Raw genomic sequence first — 19,010 nt, 5'->3', positions numbered from 1 at the left:
TAAGAACACCATCGTGAAAGAATACCGCTACACCCCCGTGATTCTGGTTGGCGCGTTGCGGTCGGGGACGAAGCTTGTTCGCGACAGCATCGGGGCCCACCCAGACGTCGACTTGATCCCGCACGAAGTTGACCACATTTGGCAAACCAATCAGACCGCGATCGCCAGTGACGAACTTTCCGCCACGGCGCTCACGCAGCGAACGCGGCAAGCGATTCACAAAAAATTTGATCGCTATCATCGGGGCGCCCCCGTCTTAATCGAAAAAACGGTTTCCAATTGTCTACGCCTGCCGTTTGTCGACTCTGTGTTTCCGAACGCCAAGTACATTCACCTGACTCGCGACGGGATCGACACCATTGAGTCGATTTATCGCCAATGGACGATGCCTCCCGACTGGCGGCACTTTGCGAAGAAGCTACTTTCCTACCCGTGGTGGAAAGACCCGCAAGCGTTATCCTTGAGCAAACAGGTGGCGTCTCGCGTGGTCAGCCGATTGCTCGGATTCAACGAGCGCCGGGCCGGTACCTGGGGAGTTCGCTATGCGGGAATCGACCACGACGTTCAAACACGAGAGATTCTCGAAGTCTGTGCGGCACAGTGGTCTCGCTCGACAACCATGGCGACGCAGGCATTGCAGGCGATTCCCAATGAGCGTCAAATTGCCATCGAATACGAAAGTTTCGTTGAAAAACCTCTCGATGAACTTGAGCGTTTTGCCTGCTTCCTGGACATCGACCGGGATTGGTATCGTCAACACTTCGCGACCAACCGAATCTCTCGGTCCAACGTCGGCATTGGACGACAACGGCTGACGACGCAGCAACTGCAAATGATCGAACCCTATTTGCAGGGATGTCCAAATGAATGTCCCAAACTTGTTCAACCTGCATGACGGCCTCCAGCAATCTGGGACACGACAAACTGGGACACGACGGCGATGTTGAAAAGAGCGTTTGATCTGGCCAGCGCATGTCTACTGTTGCTGTTGATGTCGCCCTTGTTGGCGGTGATAGGCAGTCTGGTGTGGTGGAAACTTGGTACCCCTGTCTTGTTTCGGCAAGTTCGACCCGGGAGAAACGGAAAGCCGTTTGAATTGCTAAAGTTCCGATCAATGAAAGATCGCCGAGACGAAAATGGGCAACTGCTATCGGATGAACAACGTTTAACGCGATTTGGAATTTGGTTGCGGTCAACAAGCTTGGATGAATTGCCCGAATTGATCAACGTCTTACGCGGCGAAATGAGCCTGGTGGGGCCGAGGCCGTTGCTAATGGAATATTTGCAGGAGTACGATTCAGAACAGGCGCGGCGTCATGAGGTGCGTCCAGGGATCACCGGTTGGGCCCAGGTCAATGGTCGCAATGACCTTGATTGGGACGAGAGATTTCGGATGGACGTTTGGTACGTCGACCATCAATGTTTTTCGTTGGACATCAAAATCCTCGTTCGCACCTTCATGACCGTCCTATCAAGGAGAGGCGTGACCGCGAAAGGCCACGCGACCATGCCGCCGTTTCGTCGTGTCGAAACGGTAGAGCACTAGTGGTAGCGTCGAACACGGCGTGACCCTTTTCGACAGACTTTTTCTTCAAAACAATCACTTCTTGTTTTATACGATACAGATGAAAATCAATCTCGACTATCGATCCAAGATCCTGGAAACATTAAATGCCGTTGCGGACGAAGGTGGCAAAGAACTCACCACCGGTTTCAACGAAAACACCGCGTTGTTGGAGAGCGGGCTCGACTCCCTGGACTTCGCGATTGTCGTCGCACGCCTGGAGCGGGAACTCGGGTTCGATCCGTTTTCTCAATCCGATCAACCGATCTATCCGCATACGTTTCAAGATTTGATTGATGTCTATACGAACCATCAACCGGCGTGAGACGCTCGTGAGACTCTCTGATTTGCTTGACCGAGTTCAGCCCGACCATCCCGTTTGGGTGTCGCTCAGCGGTCAACGAATTCGTGCAGCCGATCTTCAAGACTGGTTGCGATCGGCCCGTGCCATCGCCTTGTCGTTTCGTCGGAAGAAAGTGGCGATCCTGGCCGCAAATGACCTTGAACTCGGCACGCTCCTATTGCTGTTTGACGGGGTCGCAAGCGAAATGGCAATCTTGCCCACCGGACAGGATGAACGCACACTGCAGGCAATTGTCATTGAGTCGAAGATCGATTCGGTGGTCACGATTGGCGGCGAAATCACCGTTCCCGGTTGCGACGTGGTGACGCTTGACATTCCGCCGGTCGGTACGTTTCTGCGATCGGACCGTTGCATTCCGATGGACGTCCGTCCGCAAAGCCGCTCCACGGCGTCGGCGTTTCAGACGCACGGAGTCGGAGGCACAACCACACGATCTGTTTGCGTGGAGGATCGTGCACCTGCGGGAGGCGGATCTGTCGATGGACAAATGAATGAAGTCCTGCCCACACGATGGATTCTACCTACCTCGGGCACGACCGGCCGTCCGAAGCTTGTTTCGCACACGCTGGCATCGCTTTCGCGGTCAGTGAAAAGTGATCTGGAACGTGGCAAGGAGTTTGTCTGGGGATCACTCTATTCGCTCGGCAGCTTTGCCGGACTTCAAGTGTTTTTGCAAAGCCTGTTCGGAGGTTCCACGATCATCCTATCGAACGATTCGACGACGCTGACGGACCGCATCGCCGCGTTCTGCGATCTGAAGTGTAACGCGTTGTCGGCGACGCCAACGATGTGGCGAATGATCTTGATGACAGGAGCCGCAAACTCATTAGATCTAAAACGCATCACGCTGGGTGGTGAAATTTGTGACCAACCGATCTTGGATCAATTGCGCAAGCTCTTTCCCACCGCGAGGGTCACTCACATCTATGCATCGACCGAAGCGGGCGTAGGGTTTGCCGTGCGGGATGGAATGGAAGGGTTTCCAGCGCATTTCTTGAGCGAACCGCCCGATGGAATCCAATTGCGAAGGTCGGAAGCGGGAACATTGTTGGTGAAGCCGGCGAAGCTGGAGCAGTCATATTCCGATCCCCAACGCGAACTGGCGGGCAGCGACGGCTTCATTGATACCGAGGACATGATCGAACGACGGGGAGATCGATTCCATTTCGCTGGTCGCGCATCTGGGATGATCAACGTTGGGGGGCGTAAGGTTCATCCACATGATGTCGAACGAGCCTTGCTGAAGCATCCTGCGGTTTCGATGGCGCGGGTCTCAGCGAAACGCAATCCTTTTACCGGATCCATTGTTGAATCCGAGGTCGTCTTGGCAGAAGGTGCCGAACTTGATCCCGTTGACGCGCCGAGCATTCTGGTCCGGTTTTGCCGGGAAAGTTTGGAGCCCTACAAAGTGCCTGCTATTGTCAGCTTAGTCGATTCGATCGAAATTTCAGCGACAGGAAAAATCAAACGATGAAAACGATTCTCGTGACCGGAGGGACCCGGGGACTGGGGCTGGCGACCGTTCGGCTGTTGCTGGAAAACGGAAACCGCGTGGTAGCCACAGGGCGAAGCCTCAGCCCCGCGTTGGAAGCACTGATTGCGGACCATCAGCCGTCAAATCGACTCCACTTCCAGCGATTGGATCTCTCGGATCTCGCGTCCATCAAAGACGTCATCGCGGGGATCGTCAAGCGGCACGGCGAAATCTACGGCCTGGTCAACAACGCTGCTTTGGGGCACGATGGTGTCCTCGCAACGATGCACGAGAGCCAGATCAAAGAGTTGATCGAAGTCAACGTTACCGGGACCATCATGGTCACCAAGTATGTCAGTCGTTCGATGTTGATGCAGCGTGAAGGACGGATCGTCAATGTCGCATCGATCATCGGCCATACCGGATTCAACGGACTTTCAGTGTATGCGGCGACCAAGGGCGCGCTGCTCGCATTCACTCGTTCACTGGCCAGAGAGCTTGGCAAGGCCAACGTCATGGTCAACAGCGTCTCTCCGGGGTTTCTGGAAACAGACATGACCGCCTCGATCGGCGAAGAAAAGCTGAATACGATTCGCAGACGAAGCCCGACAAAGAGTTTACCGTCGGTTCAGGACGTTGCGGCCGCCATCGCGTTCCTGATCGGTGAGTCCTCTGGTTCGATGACCGGTTCCGACCTCATTGTGGATGCAGGAAACACTGCTTGATCACCCTCCGCTCTCTGCCTTTGACGCCCAAGACTTGAAAGATGACGAATAGGAATGCTCCGATGACGTGCCTCGTCACCGGCGCGGCCGGGTTCATTGCGTCCCGTGTCGCCAAACGATTGCTAGATGACGGGCATCGCGTCGTTGGAATCGACAATCTAAATGACTACTACGCAACTGAATTGAAGCGGCATCGTCTTGACTCATTGCGACATGAGCAGTTCCGTTTCCACGAAACCGATATCGAGAACCGGCAGGCGCTGACGCAAATTTTTGATGAAAATCGGTTTGACGTTGTCTTCAATCTCGCCGCACGAGCGGGGGGATGGTACGAAGACAACAAGCCTTGGTCACAGCAAATCAAATTGCCGTAGTCCGCTACCGGTTCATTTAGTCGCCCGCTTTCCGCGGGAAAAACGGCCGCCTTAACGGGCGGCCATTTTTGTTTCTACAGCTGATCAACAGGCCGTCACCGATGTCTTGGTGGACGTAGGTCATCGCATCGACGATCACGTCATCCCCGATCCGACGGTTCTGGTGGACAAAAGAATTGGCACCGATCAGCGATCGTTTGCCGACGGCCGACCGGCCTCCGATCTTGGCTCCCGGATTGAGAACGGCATCTTGTCCGATCTCGCTGTGATGACCAACCACACAGTGATAGTTGATTAACACGTGATCGTGAACGACGGCGTGAGCGGAGACAACGGCCTGGGCCGCGACATAGACGCCGTTGCCAATCGTAGCTGTCCGAGAAACCGTAGCAGACGGGTGGATGACCGACATGGGGCAAAGCCCCAGACCCTCTGCGGTCTGACGACACGAATCACGCACCGCCGGATTTGCCGTTGAAAGGATGTAACCCCCCAGGCGACCTTCGGCGTGCGTATCAAGTCGTTCAATATTGATTCGGCGTTCGCCATCCGGACCTTCGTTTGCCGGCACGACATGGTAAATCTCGATTGATGAGCTTTCAAAACTTCGTTCCGCAGTTTCGAAAATCTCCAAGGCGGTACTGTCGCCACCGAAGATGTAAAGCGTTTCGCACACTTCGGTATGACTCATCGTGGAGAACGACGATTGTTTCGCTGAATTGAGCATTTTCGATACACTTTGGCCGCTACTCGATGTTGGGTTCACGTTCGCGCGGTTGCTGTCCTCGTCTTTGTTGCACGGTGACATCCTTCAGCTTTCGCTGTGTGATTCCCGTACGATTCGCCGTTCTTTCGAAAGGAAAAGCCGGCTGGGTTTGCAATTCTTGCATCATGACACCTTGTGCGTGCCATCGCTGTGGAATCTCGAACTTCTCTCCCTTCATTTCGCTGAGTTTCTTGGTTTGCTCCTCATCGAGTACGTTCAGGACGGTCGCGTTCATCTCGTCACGCAGTGTTTTCATCGCGAGCTGATCCGCCTTTTTCAGATCGGTTTCTGAAAGTCGGCGAAGGAATGAGATCTGACGGTTGACGATCTCGTGTCGTTGATCGGCCGTGATTTTCAGTTCTTTCATGACATCGCGGTCCTGCAACACACTCAGGCCCCGGAGCTGCAACGAGATTTCGTAGAGTCGTTCGAGTTGTTCCGGATGAAGGATTTCCTCAAGGTGTTCACGAGCGGTTTTCGCCCATTGCGCTCGGCGTTCTCGGGTTGTGTCTGCCCCCGTCGCTGTTTGATCATCGTGATCATTGACGGTTGGTGAGTCTTTCGGCTCAGCATTTTGTCTCGCGGAATCGCGCAAGGCCTTTTCTTGTTTCGGGGTCAGCTCGATCGCCTCTCGGACCTCCTTGAGCCGCAGCAGGGGAATCGCTCGGTTAATTCCACTTGGAATATACCGACGAATCGGACGCTCGTTTTCGGTTTTCTCGCCTTGTTCGACGGCGGAGCGACTTTCCCGAGCCACTTCATCGGCATTGCAATGTACTCGCGGAAAATTACAAAACACCGTGGCCAACGCGATTGTCATTGGAAACGCGAAACGTGTGTGAGAAGTCATTGTTTTGATCTGGAAAGGGGAATGGACAGTTCGGTTGTGCGTCGGGAATGACGTTCAACGAACCGACGGGATTTGGACACGAATGCGTTGTTTGGCGGCCATGGACCTGGCGGTCCCGAATTCGCGTTTTGCGCTCGACTGATCTCCGCTACGCAGAAACACCTTGCCGCGTGCGATGTGGTATTCGACGTCGCTTTCCAAGCCCTGCCGACATTCTTCCAGCAGCGCGAATGCGTCGTCCGTGTTGCCCAGTGCCCCCAAACATTCGGCGCGTGCGACCATGGCGGGAGCGACCATGTCGGGTGGCAGTTGGCCGGAGAGAGCTTCGGCATAGAGCCTTTCTGCAGACTCGAATTGCTCTTCGTTGAACAGTGCCGTCGCTTGGTCATACGCCGACTGTGAACTTCGCCGTTCATCGGCCAGGCGGACTGCTTCGCGGCTTCCGCAACCACAGAAGAACATCATTCCGCAGAGAGCAAGGTGAATCACGAAGCGAGAGGATGTCCGGTATTCGTGGAGTCTTTTCATGGGTTGATCAACTCGTCCGCAAAGCCGTCGATGTCGAAGTTATCCAATTCACCATTCCCGTTAAAATCGCCAATCACATCGGGGTCGATCATCGGGAACGAGGCGGCGTATGCGGCGGGGTCCAAAAGCGCGTCTGCGAATGGAGAAATATCAAAATTGTCGACGACGAAATCTCCGTTCATATCGCCGAGAACGGTGACGAAAAAGCTGTAGTTCTCGACAAACGTGGCGCCGGCCGCTTGCTGGCTGAATGTCATCACGGTAAGCGCTGCGGTTCGAGAGCCGAGGGATGTCGTGTCGAGCGAAACTGATTTGGATTGAGCCCCCGCAAGTGCGTCGGCCGTCCCAACGCCCGAACCGGTGAGATCGCCTGTCGTTCCAAAGTCATAGTCGAGCTCATCGGCAGCAATGGCAGCCGTCACGGGGGCCGTGTTTTCAACGGAAAATGAGATCGGTACGAGAGACCCTTGCACGGCAGAGATGGGAGACGGATCGGCGATCACTTGCATTCGAGCGGGAAACTGGTAGTCGGCGATCACCGGCAAGTGGTCTGAAAAATCATGAAGCGCATCAAGGACGACCGCCGGCTGCTCACGACCGTTGTAAAACCCGTTGATGGCGCCGTTATAGACGAGCCCGTCGTTTCCGAAGGCATGGTAGGAGTGAGCTCCCACAAATCCCGTCGACGTCGGACCGAGGTAGCTGATCCCCTCGCCATCGAGCATTGCATCGGAAATCAGTTGTAAATCGAACCGATCGTCGATGCCCCCAAATGCACCGCCATCGGGCAGCGCATTCAGGCGGGTCGACTGTGATAGGTAGTGACGCGAGGTAAGGTTCGGCCAAGTCGGAAGTGCGACCGGGTCGTAGGCTTGAGCGTTCCCGGCGGAATACATCGTCAGCACTGAATCTTCATCGTGGCCGGCGAAATTGAAGTCGCCCATGTAGATCACATGAGCACCTGGGCCCAGTGCATCCGCGTCGGCACGCAAATTCGTTGCTTCGCTGTTGCGGAGATAGAGGTCTCCCACCGAATCGCCGGCTTTAAAGTGGACACAGTACGTATAGAACGTCGATCCGGCATCGTATCCGACCAGCTGCCATTGGGTACGCAACGCGACTCGGATGCCGATAAAGAACTCGGACGAAGAAATCGGCGTCACCACCGACGAATCGTACACATAGGCTTGGCGGAAGGAACCTGAAGAAAGCATGATCGACTGATAGAAATTGATGCCGAATTCAGAGTTTAAATCAGCTGCGGCGGAATTCGTCGTATCCAGAACCGAGTCCTGCTCTTGCAGCGCAATGATGTCTGGACGCTTCGCAATCCCGTTGACGGACCGGCCGGCGATCGCCGAAACGATCGTCCGCAGTTGAGCGTCATCGGTGGCATTTGCCGGCTTTGACAATGTATTGAAGGTGCAAATCCGCAGCTGACCGACGGCCGGCGTGTCCGGCACCCAAATCGACACGACCAACGCGACGATGAAATACCATCCGGTCGCACACCGATGAGAAATGATCCGTGAAGAAAACATACAAGCTTCCTGTGAAACGCACCGAATGCGCGAACGAAAAACGGCCCCAACAAAGACACGGGAGTTCGGTCTGAACCGAACCCGCCTCGTTAGCGACGGCGATTGCGACGAACCAGCACCGTCCCGCCGATCGCCAGCAACGCGATCGCACTGCTCGGTTCGGGGATCGCGCTGACCACGTTGACCGTTGCGGATCCGAAGCTGAGCGGGACACGCTGGCCGCCAACGGCGATCCCGGACGCGCCCTCTGCGGCGCTGACCAGTGTCGTGCCGGTTCCGATCGCGTCAAGTTGAAGCTCGCTGTGAAGAAGCGGGCCGCCGATGGGGAATCCGCCGAAGAAATTGAACGCGTTCGAGTTTTCAACCAGAGGGTTTTCTCCCAGTGCGCCGGGAGTGCTTGCGAACCAGCGACCAGCGGGGTTTTCGATCAAGTGAGCCGACGCCGTGAGGATGCCTGGCGTTTCGCTTTGGAAGTCGAGTGCCAGCCCCTCGATGGTCGTGGCTGAGGTGTTTTCGACGAACACGAACAGACTGCCTGCGACTTCACCCGCGTTGAGCGTCAGTTCGGTTCCCGCGTTGGGGTCCGTCCTTGATGTGCTGAAAGTAACGATGACGTCGGCGCTTGACAGACTGGCAAAGCTGAGAGTGGCCAGAACCGTGAGGAAAAATCGTTTCATTTGAGTTGTAGAGATGGGTGAACAGCGAGATGGTTAAGAAAGGACCAATGGTAGGCGGCTCGCATGAAGTCTTCGTGCGTGTTACTTCAATTGGCCGAGAAGATATGTCACGTGCAGAGTTGGTTCGGTGATGGATGGAGCGAGGGGCGGAACGACAATGCATTCCGCCCCAGTAGACGCCGGGACGATTTTGTCCTGGAATCGATTGTTAATTAGCTCAGTTGTGAACTAGCTGCGGCGGCGGCGTGCAACCAGACCGCATCCGACCATTGCGATCGAAGCGAGTCCCGCCATCGTGCCGGGTTCCGGAACGGGAGCAACGGTGATGGTCCCGGTTCCAAAGTTTTCCGTTTGAGGCGGGATACCACCGACCGCGATTCCGCTGTTACCGGTGGCGAATCCGACCGTGGTAACACCGGCTGCGATCGGATCAACTTGAACTTCGCTGTGCAGAGCCAACCCTTGCGGGAAGCCACCGAAGAAGTTGAAGGCGTTCGAATCGTCGACCAGGGGAGCGTCACCCAGAACGCCAGGCGTGCTGGCGAACCAACGTCCGCCCGGGTCATTGATCAGGTGCGCGGTTGCACCCGCAACACCGGGGGTATCACTGGTGATGTCCAGCGAAAGGCCTTCGATCGTGGTCGGTTCGTCGTTATTCACCCAAACGAACAGTGACCCACCGGGACCGCCTTCGACAAGGTTCAGGTTGGTGCCGGCGTTGGGGTCGACGGCAGACGTGCTGAGGAAAATTTCCAAAGCTTGTGCCGAACTGGAAAAGCAAAGCATTGCAGCGACAGCTGCGAAGATCAGTTTCTTCATCATAGTCTCCAAAAAGAAAATCAAACACGAAAGGGAAAGGATCACACGAAACGTAAAACGGTAGAACTAGTTGCCCAGCAACTTGTTCGACATCGGAGTGATGTCGAAGTTGTCCAGCTGACCGTTGCAGTCGAAATCCAGAACGAAGTTGGGATCGGCGTTCGGGAAATTGGCTGCATAGCCGACCGGATCGAGCAAGGCTTCGCCGAAGGGAATGATGTCGAAGTTGTCGAGAACTCCGTCGCCGTTGGCATCACCCAGAACTGCAGATTCGACCAGGATGTTGTCGAACGCGATAACTTCCAGGGTGCTGTTCTGGGTCGCGAGCATTTCCAGCGTCAAAACGTCGCCGGTTTCTTTGATGACAAACGTGAAGGTTTGCTTTTCGTTGTCCAATTGGGCCAAGTTGCCTTGCAATTGCTCGATCAACGGATCTTTGTAAGCTTCACGTTCAAGCTCGTCGAAGTTGCCGTTTACGTTGGTCACGTTGTAGGCGCGTTCGACGTTGTTCGGATCACCGGCGATCGGCTCCAGGATGAAGCCGTTAAATGCAACGCCATCGTCACCTGCGCCACCGTTGTCCAACGGATGGAAGAACACGGTGCCGCCCGTTTGAGGGCAGACCGATCCAGCGCCATTGGCCAGCAAGCAGTTCCATTCGTCGACTTCGAAGAATGGTGTGAAGAACTTGCCGTAGGTCGATCCCCCGTCCATCGTGACTTCGTAGAGGATGTCCGCGGAATCTTGACCGGCGGTCAGACCGAATTCCAGGAACGTGCTCAGCGAGGGAACCGCCGGAGGAGTCGCTGCGCCGGCACTCCAGATCAGATTGTCGTCAGACTCGAAGTCTCCATATCCGATCATGTCGATCGAGATGCGGTGAACGTCATAAGGGTGCGACGGATTCACCGGGGCGCTGGTGTCGAACTCCCAGGTAGCCTGGCCAAGACCGCTTGGATTGGCGGGGTTGGTCAGATCCGACATCACGAAGAAGTTCAAACAATCTTCGGGGGTGCCGCTGTCGCCGGCGAAACCCAAGCTGTCCGGCGGGAATGACGACGCGGAATCATCTGCGACGTCGAAGTTGATTCGACGATCACTGATTCCGAAGTAGTCGAAAAAGCTGGTCGGGAAAACACCCGGAGCCCCGCTGAAGCCGAAGTTGCCCTGGTTGTTAGGGCTGACGGCGCGAGAGGAGAACACTTGGTTTCCGCCTGTTGGCGTACCGCCACTGAATCCGCTTCCGAAATCATCTTGCCCGGTGACGTCTTGTGCCGTCACGTGGGCCGGTGCAGAGAGTGCAGCTGCAGCAGCAAGTGCAAGCAATCGCAGTTTGTAACGTGCCATTCTTAATGGCTCCCTTTTCTTGGTCGAGAGGATGTTTGTCGTCCTTCGAGCATCTTGAGCAACGAAGCTGACAAGGCTGATCAAAGCGACGAGACGTTTCCGGAAACGCAAGGGTCCGCAATGATCATGCGGACTCGGTCCCGGCGGGCGGAATGATAGAGGGGACCGCAGGTTGCTCAATCCAAATTCCGACGCATTAACGGATCATTCATTCGAGCGATGAAGCCGTGATGAACGTCGGGCGCGAACGCAAGAAAAGCGAGTCAATCGCGTGGTCTTCTGAGTTTCGAAACGTCGAATTCATGAAATCTCAACACGAATTGACCGTCCGAATTGCCGGGAAATCCATATCCTAACCGAGGCTATTGACGAACAAAATCAACACACAAACGGGGCGGTGATCGCCGTTCTATTTAGGGCCGGTCGAAGCCGTTCACTAACAAAGGGATTTTTGATGGGAATACAATCAAACAGCGGTCTGGGGTACGATCGTGCGCGAAAATCGAAGCCGAACGGTTTTACGCTAATCGAGTTGCTCGTGGTCGTCGCGGTCATCGGTGTGATGGTCGGTTTACTTCTACCCGCGGTGCAAAGCGCCAGGGAAGCCGCTCGACGGATGCAGTGCAGTAACAAACTGAAGCAAATCGGCCTGGCGTTGCACAACTACCATTCCGCCTTCAAGACGTTTCCGCACGGTCGCTTGAGACCAGATCGGATCACCAATGGGGAGGTGTTTCCCTGGACATACACAAACTACATGTCCGTTTGGGGATCAATGTGGTATGGAAATCGATCCGTGCACTTGGCGATTTTGCCATATATCGAGCAGGGGAATGTTTATGATCTGGTCGATTTCAGTGCACTGAACTCGCCGCGTCTGACGGTCGATGGCACACCGGCCCACCCGAACTATGAAGCCTTTAGCAAGAACGTCGGGCTTTACGTTTGCCCCTCGGACGCAAATTCATTTGACCGCCCCACCGAGAACAATTACCGCTACAACTTTGGAGGTTCCACTCCGTACCAGGGGGCGGATGACTGGACGGATAACAATTGTTTACAAGGGTGCAGGACTCCGCTGGTCGAAGGGAATGGTGCGTTCACGATCGGGCGACCGCTCAGTGCTGCGGCATTCTTGGACGGGCTAAGCCATACCGTTGGTTTCGCCGAACGCACGAAGGGAAGTGGCTTGAGTGGATTTCCGTCGAAATCGGACACGATTACCAAACCTCGTCGCATCATTTCTTTCGTCAGCGATACCGAAGAAATGTTTCAGGACTGTCTGAATTACACCCCCGTTTCCAGCTCGTTTAACTTTTTTTCAATGGGATTGTGGCTTCCCGGAAGCGACTATTCCAACGGTTGGGCCACGGCAGCCTATTCGTCAACGATGTACAACCATATGGCACCACCGAATTGGCAAGGTCAGGATTGTGGAGCCGCCAGTGCCATTGCGGACGTTCCCGGTGAAGCGGCAATCATTTCCGCAAGGAGCATGCACAATGGTGGCGTGAACGTGATGCTGATGGACGGCTCCGTTCGATATGTCGCTGATCAGATCGATTTGACGCTGTGGCGCGCGATCGGCACTCGAGATGGAAGCGAAACTTTGCAGAATTTGGAATTTTGACGCTTGGCCGGACTTGGAGGGTCACGAAAGTGCAGCGGCTTCCGTCTCTGAGCGCGTCATTTCGTATCGCGTCCCGATGAAACACCGGCTTTGCCTCCGATCACAACTCTCAGTCGACGGCGACGACGCGGCTAAAACCATCGATGTCGCTGTTCGTCAGGACTCCGTCGCCGTTGAAGTCGCCCGTCACGTCTGGATCGACCTCGGGATACGCTTGGGCGAATGTCATTCGGTCCAGCAGGGCGATCGCAAACGGGCCGACGTCAAGGTTGTCGACCACACCGTCCGCGTTCATGTCACCCGCCAGAACGGTTAGATTCACGAGGCTGAGCGATTCACCATTCATCGCCGCGTTGAGCGCAGCGATTTGCGAAACGTCGGCAACGATCGAGTCCGCCGATCCGATTCCCCCGTTGCCATCGTCGTACGTGAACCAGTGAATTCCCACCAGAACGGGTTTTCCGTTGACGATGGTAAAGGTCGGCCCGCCCGAGTCGCCGCCCGATAACATCGAGTCGTCTTGACCCAGCCCACCGACCGGACGATCAAGCTGGCCCAACCAGAGATCGCTTTGCCCGATCTGCTGGGCCCCGATCACGGTGCGAAGGACCACGCCGTCGCTAGGGTCATTGGTCGGATAAAACTCGATCGTTGAACCGATCGAAGGTGCCGAATGGGCAGCTCCCAACACATAGGAATCGCTGACCAGTACCGCCCACCGATTCCCACGGCCGACGCCCGACCAGTTGAACTCACTTCCGAGAAAGAGCGAATCATTCTGAAAGCGATCATGCCTCGCAGGGTCGTAACCGAACACCAGCATCGCTGCGTTGCACGCCGGTTGCGACAAGAACGTTGAGGTTGTCGAGAAAAGCACGAGACAGACAGCGCATCGGATAAAATCACAATACACGGACAGACTCCACTATCGAACACATCGGGGCGTTGGAGATAGCGCGACTGCGCTCGAAGAAGCCGTTCCGAAATAGCTAAAAGAAACGCGTGCCGTCAGTACGACACGCGTTTTTCAATTGCAAGTTCAACGAGATCGCTTAGCGACGACGGCGACGACCGACGGCGGCGCCGACCAGTCCGAGGCTGAAAATTCCAGCCAGCGCGCCCGGCTCGGGGACAGCGCTGACGGTACCGGTCAATTGGGTATCGACGAAGTTTGATCCGTCGTAATAGTCGACGACGCGGAACGTCCCGCCGTTGGAAGTGGTTCCACTTCCGTCGGCTTGCGTGTTGCCGATTTCGATCAGTCGCAGTTCGAGCGTGCCGGTGACGCCCGTCAAGCTCGAGAGGTCGATGATGCTATTCGCGAAGTCCGACCCCTGCTGAACGATCGTCGCCAGCGCCGTGGTGAAACCGTCTTGGTTACTGTAAACGCCGATGGTTCCTGGACCGGTGTTCGAAGATCGGGTGCCGATGATCAACTCGTCCAGATCGACCTGAAAACCGGTGTCAACGTTGAAGCCGAACGAGAAATACTCAGTATCAACGGCGGGGGAAGCAGCGGTGCTTCCCCAACTGCTGGAACTCATCGCATTTCCTGCACCCGAGGTGCTGAGTCCAGCGCCACGGGTCATGTCGGTGCCGGTGATGTTGGCAGCCGAAGACGACGTAGGAGTCGTCGCTTGGGTTCCAGGTTGGCCGAACATGTCCCACGCGGACAGCTGGACAGCCGAGGCGTCGGTTGCGGTGGTGACGCAAGCCGCGATCGCCACCAGTGCTGCGAACAGCGAAGTCTTCAATTTCATAGCAGTCTCCAAAGTAGTGATAAAGATCGACGACCGAGTTGATGCCCGTGAAAATCAATTTCCGGTGTCGGCGGCAACTCGCCCAGTCGAATTCAGGCTCTATGCTGAACGCCTGCCCAATCTATTGAATCGCAGGAAATGTCAATCCAAATAGCTGGGACAAACGGAAAGGCTTCATCAACTACCCAAGAATTTCATCAAATGCCGAATCGGACTTAGAGTGCGCTTTAGCATTGCATCTGAAAACCGCAGCAAACGAACGTCTTATGCATCGATTGTCACCGTGCGTTGACAAATTCTTGATAACGCCCTGTCATGGTGTCTTGTAGGTTGGAACGCGGGTCGGACTTCACGAAGTTTTCTAAATGTATCTGGTTTCTATCTTGACCCTGCGACACGCGACGACAGCCCTTCAATGTCAGCTTTAGGGATTCGTTGCCGCTAAAATGAGTTGCCGGACCGATATCCAGCGCAGTCATCAATCCGACGGTCAATATCGTTGATCAGGCGCCGGTAGCCTCCGCCCCCAACGCCTCCGTAGCGATCCATCAAGTCATCATCGGTGAGTCCCTCGGGAAGGTCCGACGGGTCGGGGACGAAGTCGCTGATCGTGACCCGAGTTGACAGGCGCCGTTGCATGGCCCTCGCCTCGACTTCGGAATCCGTCGCATGCTCTGCGAACACGACACCGGCTCGGTCGGCAAGCAAGTCCGCAAACGAGAATCCACTGCCATCGCCGGACGCGTCGATCTCCTCTTTCAATAAACCCACATCGTGACTTGCCAGACGACTGGACAAGACCCGCATCGATGCGCTCACCATGAAATGGTGTAGCCAGTCCCGGCGGTCGTGGAGCGTCAAACGGCGAAATGTCGATCGGACCTCCGGCGACGGCTGAGGCGTCTTGGGGCCAAGGAACGCACGCAACGAATGATGCCCCGTGAGGTACCCCAGCGCGAGAATCGCGCCGCGGTTTTCGCGAACCGCGCTGCCCCGCCGCGACCTGGATTGCGCTTCGCAAAATGCGGCCGAGAGGCAATCCTCGATCGTCAGCCGACGCGACTTCCGTTCGGCCAGCCGGATCAGCACTTGGATTTGGGCGTTGGTCGAAGACTCTAAGTCGTCTAAGAGGCCGAAGTCGATCAACAGCTCGCGAATCAGACGGTGGTGCCTCTCCAGACGCCGATATCGGATGACCGCACACCGATCTTCGATACGGACGGACGTCAAACAATCGACCAGTGGATTTTGGTTCTCTGATACATCGCGCAACGTCACATGCAGCGGGCCGACCAACCGCAACAATCTTTTCGGTATTCGAATCTTGCCAATGCTCAATTCGGAGGCCGAGGCGGACAACACGCCTCCGTCGAGCTTGAATTGCCCTCGACACGCGACGTGCAAGAGTCGCCGCCCAAACCGCTCGTCCCCTGGCATCCTAAGACTTGCCGATGCCCAGATTCGTTCATCTCGTAGGGAAACTCGGATGCGATGGTCGCCGGGCAACAGACTGAGCCCCCAAACGGCCAATCGATTGAGATCCGGTTCCTGCAAACGCAACTCTCCGGTCTCATGCTCGTCCAAGTCACGCGGGTCGTGTGACCTCAATAAAGCGACCAAGCGTCGGCGTTCCTCGCTTGAAATTCGATCGCCTCCCATGCCATCGTCTTCGCACAACAACAGGAAAAAGGCCGCTGAGGAGACGAAGAGCACGGTGCCGAGTGTAAGTCCCACTTGTTGCAAGAGCCAACGTGGGCGGGAGTCGGCAATGAACCACGTCGCACCGAGCCAGCTGCCCCAGCCACCGAACACCAATGCAAGTGCGATCCCGATCGGGTAAAGGTTGATTACATCCGACCGCAACGGAACGAAAAGAATCGCCCCGAGCACGAGCGAAGCGATCCAGCCCTCAGCGACAGCAGTCAGGTGACGCCGCAAGACGCCTCGCCTGCCGATCAAGCCCGACGCGGTCGTCAGAAATCCGATGGCGAGCACGGTGATTGCTTGCTGAGCGAACCAAGACGCAGAGGACGCGACGCAATCTCCGAATGCAACCGACTGCCATCGCGCAAGTTGCTGAGGCTCGCGAAGTTCCGCCCATACTTGCACGATCAAAACCGCGACAAGGAACGTTGCGGACCATCGCCGGATTTGCCGCCGCGATCGTTCTGTCGAATCAATCTGTGCCGTGCAATTGGCACGTCGAATTGCAACGAGCCGGTTTTGTTGCCGCACGCAATTAGCCGCGTCGATGGCGACGAAGTGAGACCGCACCACCGAACAGACCAAGGGCATACAGCGAACTGAGCACCGTTGGCGAGGGAGCCTGATGGATCTCACCCAGGTTACCTACCAGACCTTGCGCGGGACCGTCGAAGTTCGACCTGAACGATCCGATGAAGCTTGAATTCTGCGATTCCAAAGTGACCCCGATGTCGTCCGCGAACAACGGTGCGAGCTCTCCTCCCGTGATCTGGAAACGGAGGTCAAATCGGCCACCCCGAGCAGGGCGGCATGGGACGTTGCAGTGCAAGCCAATAGAACCGCGATCGAAAGTGCTGATCTCATTTCGAGTTCCTGTCCGTGATAGTTGTAGCTGCGGGCGATAAACTGCAATGGTGCGACGTCAAGCTGTACGCGAGTTTGCCTGAGACTCCTGGTCCGTCAAGCCTTTTTCCGCGGACCGCCCCCAGACTTCACATCCATGTGAGCTTGAAATCGAATAGATGAAGCAATGCGTACGCGGTGAAGATCAAGTTTGTCGCGAGGAATTTGTGTTTTCATCTTTCGGTCTCTCCGTATTCTTAGCGGCATCACCCGATGCGCATCCCTCGTCCCGATCTCGGAGAGCGAAAGGGTGCATTCCCATTTAGTTGACGCAAAAATCACGTTAATCGTCGGCCGAAAGGAGTTGTTGGTCAGTGGCTTCAACTTTGCAGCTCATTGGACGAGGCTCCCAGTGCCAACTGTCGCTTGCCTGGGTGCGACGGAATTCGGCCAGCTCGCCGATTGATTCATCCCAACGATTAGGAATCAGATGAGCGCGAACTTGAAGCATCTGCTCCGCGTTTTCGCTTTTCCAAAACATTGCATTGCTCTTTAGACGCAAATTGATCACGCGGCGAATGCTGCTTTCGATCGCCCCGCTACCACAAGGGATTCCGCTGCGACGATAGGCAGGGTAACTCAACCGACCCGCTTCACCATGTCGGCAAAGGTAATGGATTTCTGTTTCCAGTTCTGTGGCCGATTTTCCGACGCGTTCTAGGCCGGCGAGCTCATCAACCACTCGCCGCCATTGACCGTTTCGCAGCAGCGTTCGGTACTGACGATAAAGCCCCTGGCGGACGTCTGCGTCGAGCCCAAGCGAAGCAAGCGCTTTGGAAACGTGATGCACCGCATGGCAGCAGTCCAAGACCTGATGCGTGACGACGCTCGTGAGTCCCGCATATTGAATGATGCGATCAATACGATCCCAAATCCAGGGGGCGCCATCGGCGACGAACGTCACGCTATGTGCCTCCGCGGCTCCGAGCCGATGCAGATGCATCGCAACCAATTCGGCGATCGCGTCGGGCCCAGTCAGGGTGCCATCGATCGTCGCTTCATGCTCCTTCACCATCCGCCCCTGCTCGTCGTGAACAAAAATCGTCATCAGTTTAGGCTCCCGCCAGTCCGCTTCAAACGAGCGTGCAGGTTTCTTTGCCGAGCGTCCGGGCGAGTCAGCTTGCCCCTGAGCGACATCATCGCTTGACGCATTGGAAGTCGATGCAGGTAGCATTTTGCCGCGTATTTTCATTCTTCCGCCATCAATTTGCACCGACACTCGTTTCCCGGCCAATTCACCGGTGCTCGCCAACTTGCCCTGCCGAAACAGTTTGAGCCGATGCCGTCGTAGGCGCAATAAGCCGTCGCCAGATTGATAGGCGATCCGTTTGACCGCCTTGATATCAAGTGTGATACCATCGCGAACCAGTTCTCGGTGAGCCACTTCGATCGAAGGACACAATGCCACTTGGCGTGCCACGCGACTCTCCAGCGCGGGCGAGACGCCTTTGCCGAACCCGAATTGAGCAAGCGAAACATGCAAGCCGACGCGGGGCGAATCGTCTCGACCAAGCAACTTTTTCTTAGGGGCACAGTAGAGCGCTGTGGCCCAGAACAGCATGCCGCCGAGCAATCGAACGGCGACCCTAGTCTCGCGCCCTTTCTGAAGCGGTCTTGAGAAGTTGACCCGACTCGATTGGCATGCTTTTTCAAAACCTTTTTCGATCATGGTCGCGGAGATCAGCCCGGCGACGACCATGTCCGCACCGCGGGCAAAGGCATCATGGATGGTTCTTTCCAGCGTTGCGAGTTGCTCGGGATGATCTGAGATCCGTTGTTTCCAGAGCGTAACTTTGGGAACCAACTGAGCGTAAAAGAGCGCGAGCATTTCTTCAGCCGACTCAATCCGCTCACCATTCTCTTGCCCCATGTCTAGTCCTTGCATTGTCGTCGGCATCCTTGCTAGGCGAGTGGAAAATCATCCTTGAATCGCCCAAGATACCGTCAACACCGGATCCAGAAACAGCAGCCAAGCCCCCGACGG

Annotated in this window: 18 protein-coding genes; 7 read left to right on the top strand and 11 right to left on the bottom strand. The window is 55.8% G+C overall.

Translation table 11 applies throughout. The annotated features are described in order from the left end of the window. Positions 1-13 precede the first annotated feature (13 nt). The 6 genes from Enr13x_RS10130 (at position 14) to Enr13x_RS10105 (ending at position 4,501) form a co-directional block, all read left to right on the top strand. On the top strand, positions 14-895 hold the full coding sequence (locus tag Enr13x_RS10130) for a sulfotransferase family protein (RefSeq protein WP_197455916.1): 882 nt from the start codon (positions 14-16) through the stop codon (positions 893-895). Positions 896-940: 45 nt separating this feature from the next. After that, positions 941-1,546, top strand: a complete 606-nt coding sequence (locus Enr13x_RS10125; protein ID WP_145385950.1) for a sugar transferase — start codon at positions 941-943, stop codon at positions 1,544-1,546. A 79-nt stretch (positions 1,547-1,625) separates the two neighbouring features. Next, on the top strand, positions 1,626-1,889 hold the full coding sequence (locus Enr13x_RS10120) for an acyl carrier protein (RefSeq protein WP_145385949.1): 264 nt from the start codon (positions 1,626-1,628) through the stop codon (positions 1,887-1,889). Continuing rightward, positions 1,861-3,402: an ANL family adenylate-forming protein gene (locus Enr13x_RS10115; protein ID WP_145385948.1), complete on the top strand. Its 1,542-nt coding sequence runs from the start codon at positions 1,861-1,863 to the stop codon at positions 3,400-3,402. The genes Enr13x_RS10120 and Enr13x_RS10115 overlap by 29 nt, the downstream gene beginning before the upstream one ends. Then, the gene (locus Enr13x_RS10110) at positions 3,399-4,127 is read left to right on the top strand and encodes an SDR family NAD(P)-dependent oxidoreductase (RefSeq protein WP_145385947.1); all 729 of its coding nucleotides are present in this window, start codon (positions 3,399-3,401) and stop codon (positions 4,125-4,127) included. The genes Enr13x_RS10115 and Enr13x_RS10110 overlap by 4 nt, the downstream gene beginning before the upstream one ends. A 62-nt stretch (positions 4,128-4,189) precedes the next feature. Further along, positions 4,190-4,501, top strand: coding sequence for an NAD-dependent epimerase/dehydratase family protein (locus Enr13x_RS10105; RefSeq protein ID WP_145385946.1), 312 nt, complete (start codon positions 4,190-4,192; stop codon positions 4,499-4,501). Between the two features lie 16 nt (positions 4,502-4,517). Here Enr13x_RS10105 and Enr13x_RS10100 read toward each other — a convergent pair whose 3' ends face one another. The 7 genes from Enr13x_RS10100 to Enr13x_RS10070 all read right to left on the bottom strand — a co-directional run bounded on the left by Enr13x_RS10100 (position 4,518) and on the right by Enr13x_RS10070 (position 11,029). Next, positions 4,518-5,228, bottom strand: coding sequence for an LbetaH domain-containing protein (locus Enr13x_RS10100; protein WP_231744187.1), 711 nt, complete (start codon positions 5,226-5,228; stop codon positions 4,518-4,520). Positions 5,229-5,247: 19 nt separating this feature from the next. Continuing rightward, positions 5,248-6,117: a hypothetical protein gene (locus Enr13x_RS10095; RefSeq protein ID WP_145385944.1), complete on the bottom strand. Its 870-nt coding sequence runs from the start codon at positions 6,115-6,117 to the stop codon at positions 5,248-5,250. 54 nt (positions 6,118-6,171) lie between these two features. After that, positions 6,172-6,645 (bottom strand): tetratricopeptide repeat protein, encoded by a 474-nt coding sequence (locus Enr13x_RS10090; protein WP_145385943.1) that lies wholly within the window; start codon positions 6,643-6,645, stop codon positions 6,172-6,174. After that, a complete protein-coding gene (locus Enr13x_RS10085) occupies positions 6,642-8,186 on the bottom strand; it encodes an endonuclease/exonuclease/phosphatase family protein (protein WP_145385942.1) in 1,545 nt (514 codons plus the stop codon). Before Enr13x_RS10085 ends, Enr13x_RS10090 begins: the two co-directional genes overlap by 4 nt. Positions 8,187-8,275: 89 nt before the next feature. Next, a complete protein-coding gene (locus Enr13x_RS10080) occupies positions 8,276-8,863 on the bottom strand; it encodes a PEP-CTERM sorting domain-containing protein (protein WP_145385941.1) in 588 nt (195 codons plus the stop codon). A gap of 228 nt (positions 8,864-9,091) precedes the next feature. After that, positions 9,092-9,685 carry a PEP-CTERM sorting domain-containing protein gene (locus tag Enr13x_RS10075; RefSeq protein WP_145385940.1) on the bottom strand — a complete coding sequence of 198 codons (594 nt, stop codon included), beginning with the start codon at positions 9,683-9,685 and terminating at the stop codon, positions 9,092-9,094. A 63-nt stretch (positions 9,686-9,748) separates the two neighbouring features. Continuing rightward, positions 9,749-11,029, bottom strand: a complete 1,281-nt coding sequence (locus Enr13x_RS10070; RefSeq protein WP_145385939.1) for a hypothetical protein — start codon at positions 11,027-11,029, stop codon at positions 9,749-9,751. Positions 11,030-11,483: 454 nt separating this feature from the next. Here Enr13x_RS10070 and Enr13x_RS10065 point away from each other — a divergent pair, with 454 nt between their 5' ends. Next, on the top strand, positions 11,484-12,659 hold the full coding sequence (locus tag Enr13x_RS10065; RefSeq protein WP_145385938.1) for a DUF1559 domain-containing protein: 1,176 nt from the start codon (positions 11,484-11,486) through the stop codon (positions 12,657-12,659). A 109-nt stretch (positions 12,660-12,768) separates the two neighbouring features. On the opposite strand, the gene Enr13x_RS10060 is transcribed toward Enr13x_RS10065, so the two are convergent. From Enr13x_RS10060 to Enr13x_RS10045, 4 genes are all read right to left on the bottom strand, one after another. Then, on the bottom strand, positions 12,769-13,509 hold the full coding sequence (locus tag Enr13x_RS10060; RefSeq protein WP_145385937.1) for a trypsin-like serine peptidase: 741 nt from the start codon (positions 13,507-13,509) through the stop codon (positions 12,769-12,771). Between the two features lie 202 nt (positions 13,510-13,711). Further along, on the bottom strand, positions 13,712-14,419 hold the full coding sequence (locus Enr13x_RS10055) for a PEP-CTERM sorting domain-containing protein (protein ID WP_145385936.1): 708 nt from the start codon (positions 14,417-14,419) through the stop codon (positions 13,712-13,714). A 441-nt stretch (positions 14,420-14,860) separates the two neighbouring features. Then, positions 14,861-16,414, bottom strand: a complete 1,554-nt coding sequence (locus tag Enr13x_RS10050) for a hypothetical protein (RefSeq protein WP_145385935.1) — start codon at positions 16,412-16,414, stop codon at positions 14,861-14,863. Positions 16,415-17,309: 895 nt separating this feature from the next. Further along, positions 17,310-18,896, bottom strand: coding sequence for a hypothetical protein (locus Enr13x_RS10045; protein WP_145385934.1), 1,587 nt, complete (start codon positions 18,894-18,896; stop codon positions 17,310-17,312). Between the last annotated feature and the right edge of the window lie 114 nt (positions 18,897-19,010).

Source organism: Stieleria neptunia (assembly GCF_007754155.1).
Taxonomy (GTDB): Bacteria; Planctomycetota; Planctomycetia; order Pirellulales; family Pirellulaceae; genus Stieleria; species Stieleria neptunia.
Note: the sequence above shows the minus strand (reverse complement) of the source record. Positions and strands in the feature narration are given on the sequence as shown.

Coding starts and splice junctions, on each gene's coding strand:
- Enr13x_RS10125 (WP_145385950.1), top strand. CDS start 941: ATGTTGAAAAGAGCGTTTGATCTGGCCAGCGCATGTCTACTGTTGCTG.
- Enr13x_RS10120 (WP_145385949.1), top strand. CDS start 1,626: ATGAAAATCAATCTCGACTATCGATCCAAGATCCTGGAAACATTAAAT.
- Enr13x_RS10115 (WP_145385948.1), top strand. CDS start 1,861: ATGTCTATACGAACCATCAACCGGCGTGAGACGCTCGTGAGACTCTCT.
- Enr13x_RS10110 (WP_145385947.1), top strand. CDS start 3,399: ATGAAAACGATTCTCGTGACCGGAGGGACCCGGGGACTGGGGCTGGCG.
- Enr13x_RS10105 (WP_145385946.1), top strand. CDS start 4,190: ATGACGTGCCTCGTCACCGGCGCGGCCGGGTTCATTGCGTCCCGTGTC.
- Enr13x_RS10100 (WP_231744187.1), bottom strand. CDS start 5,228: ATGCTCAATTCAGCGAAACAATCGTCGTTCTCCACGATGAGTCATACC.
- Enr13x_RS10095 (WP_145385944.1), bottom strand. CDS start 6,117: ATGACTTCTCACACACGTTTCGCGTTTCCAATGACAATCGCGTTGGCC.
- Enr13x_RS10090 (WP_145385943.1), bottom strand. CDS start 6,645: ATGAAAAGACTCCACGAATACCGGACATCCTCTCGCTTCGTGATTCAC.
- Enr13x_RS10085 (WP_145385942.1), bottom strand. CDS start 8,186: ATGTTTTCTTCACGGATCATTTCTCATCGGTGTGCGACCGGATGGTAT.
- Enr13x_RS10080 (WP_145385941.1), bottom strand. CDS start 8,863: ATGAAACGATTTTTCCTCACGGTTCTGGCCACTCTCAGCTTTGCCAGT.
- Enr13x_RS10075 (WP_145385940.1), bottom strand. CDS start 9,685: ATGATGAAGAAACTGATCTTCGCAGCTGTCGCTGCAATGCTTTGCTTT.
- Enr13x_RS10070 (WP_145385939.1), bottom strand. CDS start 11,029: ATGGCACGTTACAAACTGCGATTGCTTGCACTTGCTGCTGCAGCTGCA.
- Enr13x_RS10065 (WP_145385938.1), top strand. CDS start 11,484: ATGGGAATACAATCAAACAGCGGTCTGGGGTACGATCGTGCGCGAAAA.
- Enr13x_RS10055 (WP_145385936.1), bottom strand. CDS start 14,419: ATGAAATTGAAGACTTCGCTGTTCGCAGCACTGGTGGCGATCGCGGCT.
- Enr13x_RS10045 (WP_145385934.1), bottom strand. CDS start 18,896: ATGGGGCAAGAGAATGGTGAGCGGATTGAGTCGGCTGAAGAAATGCTC.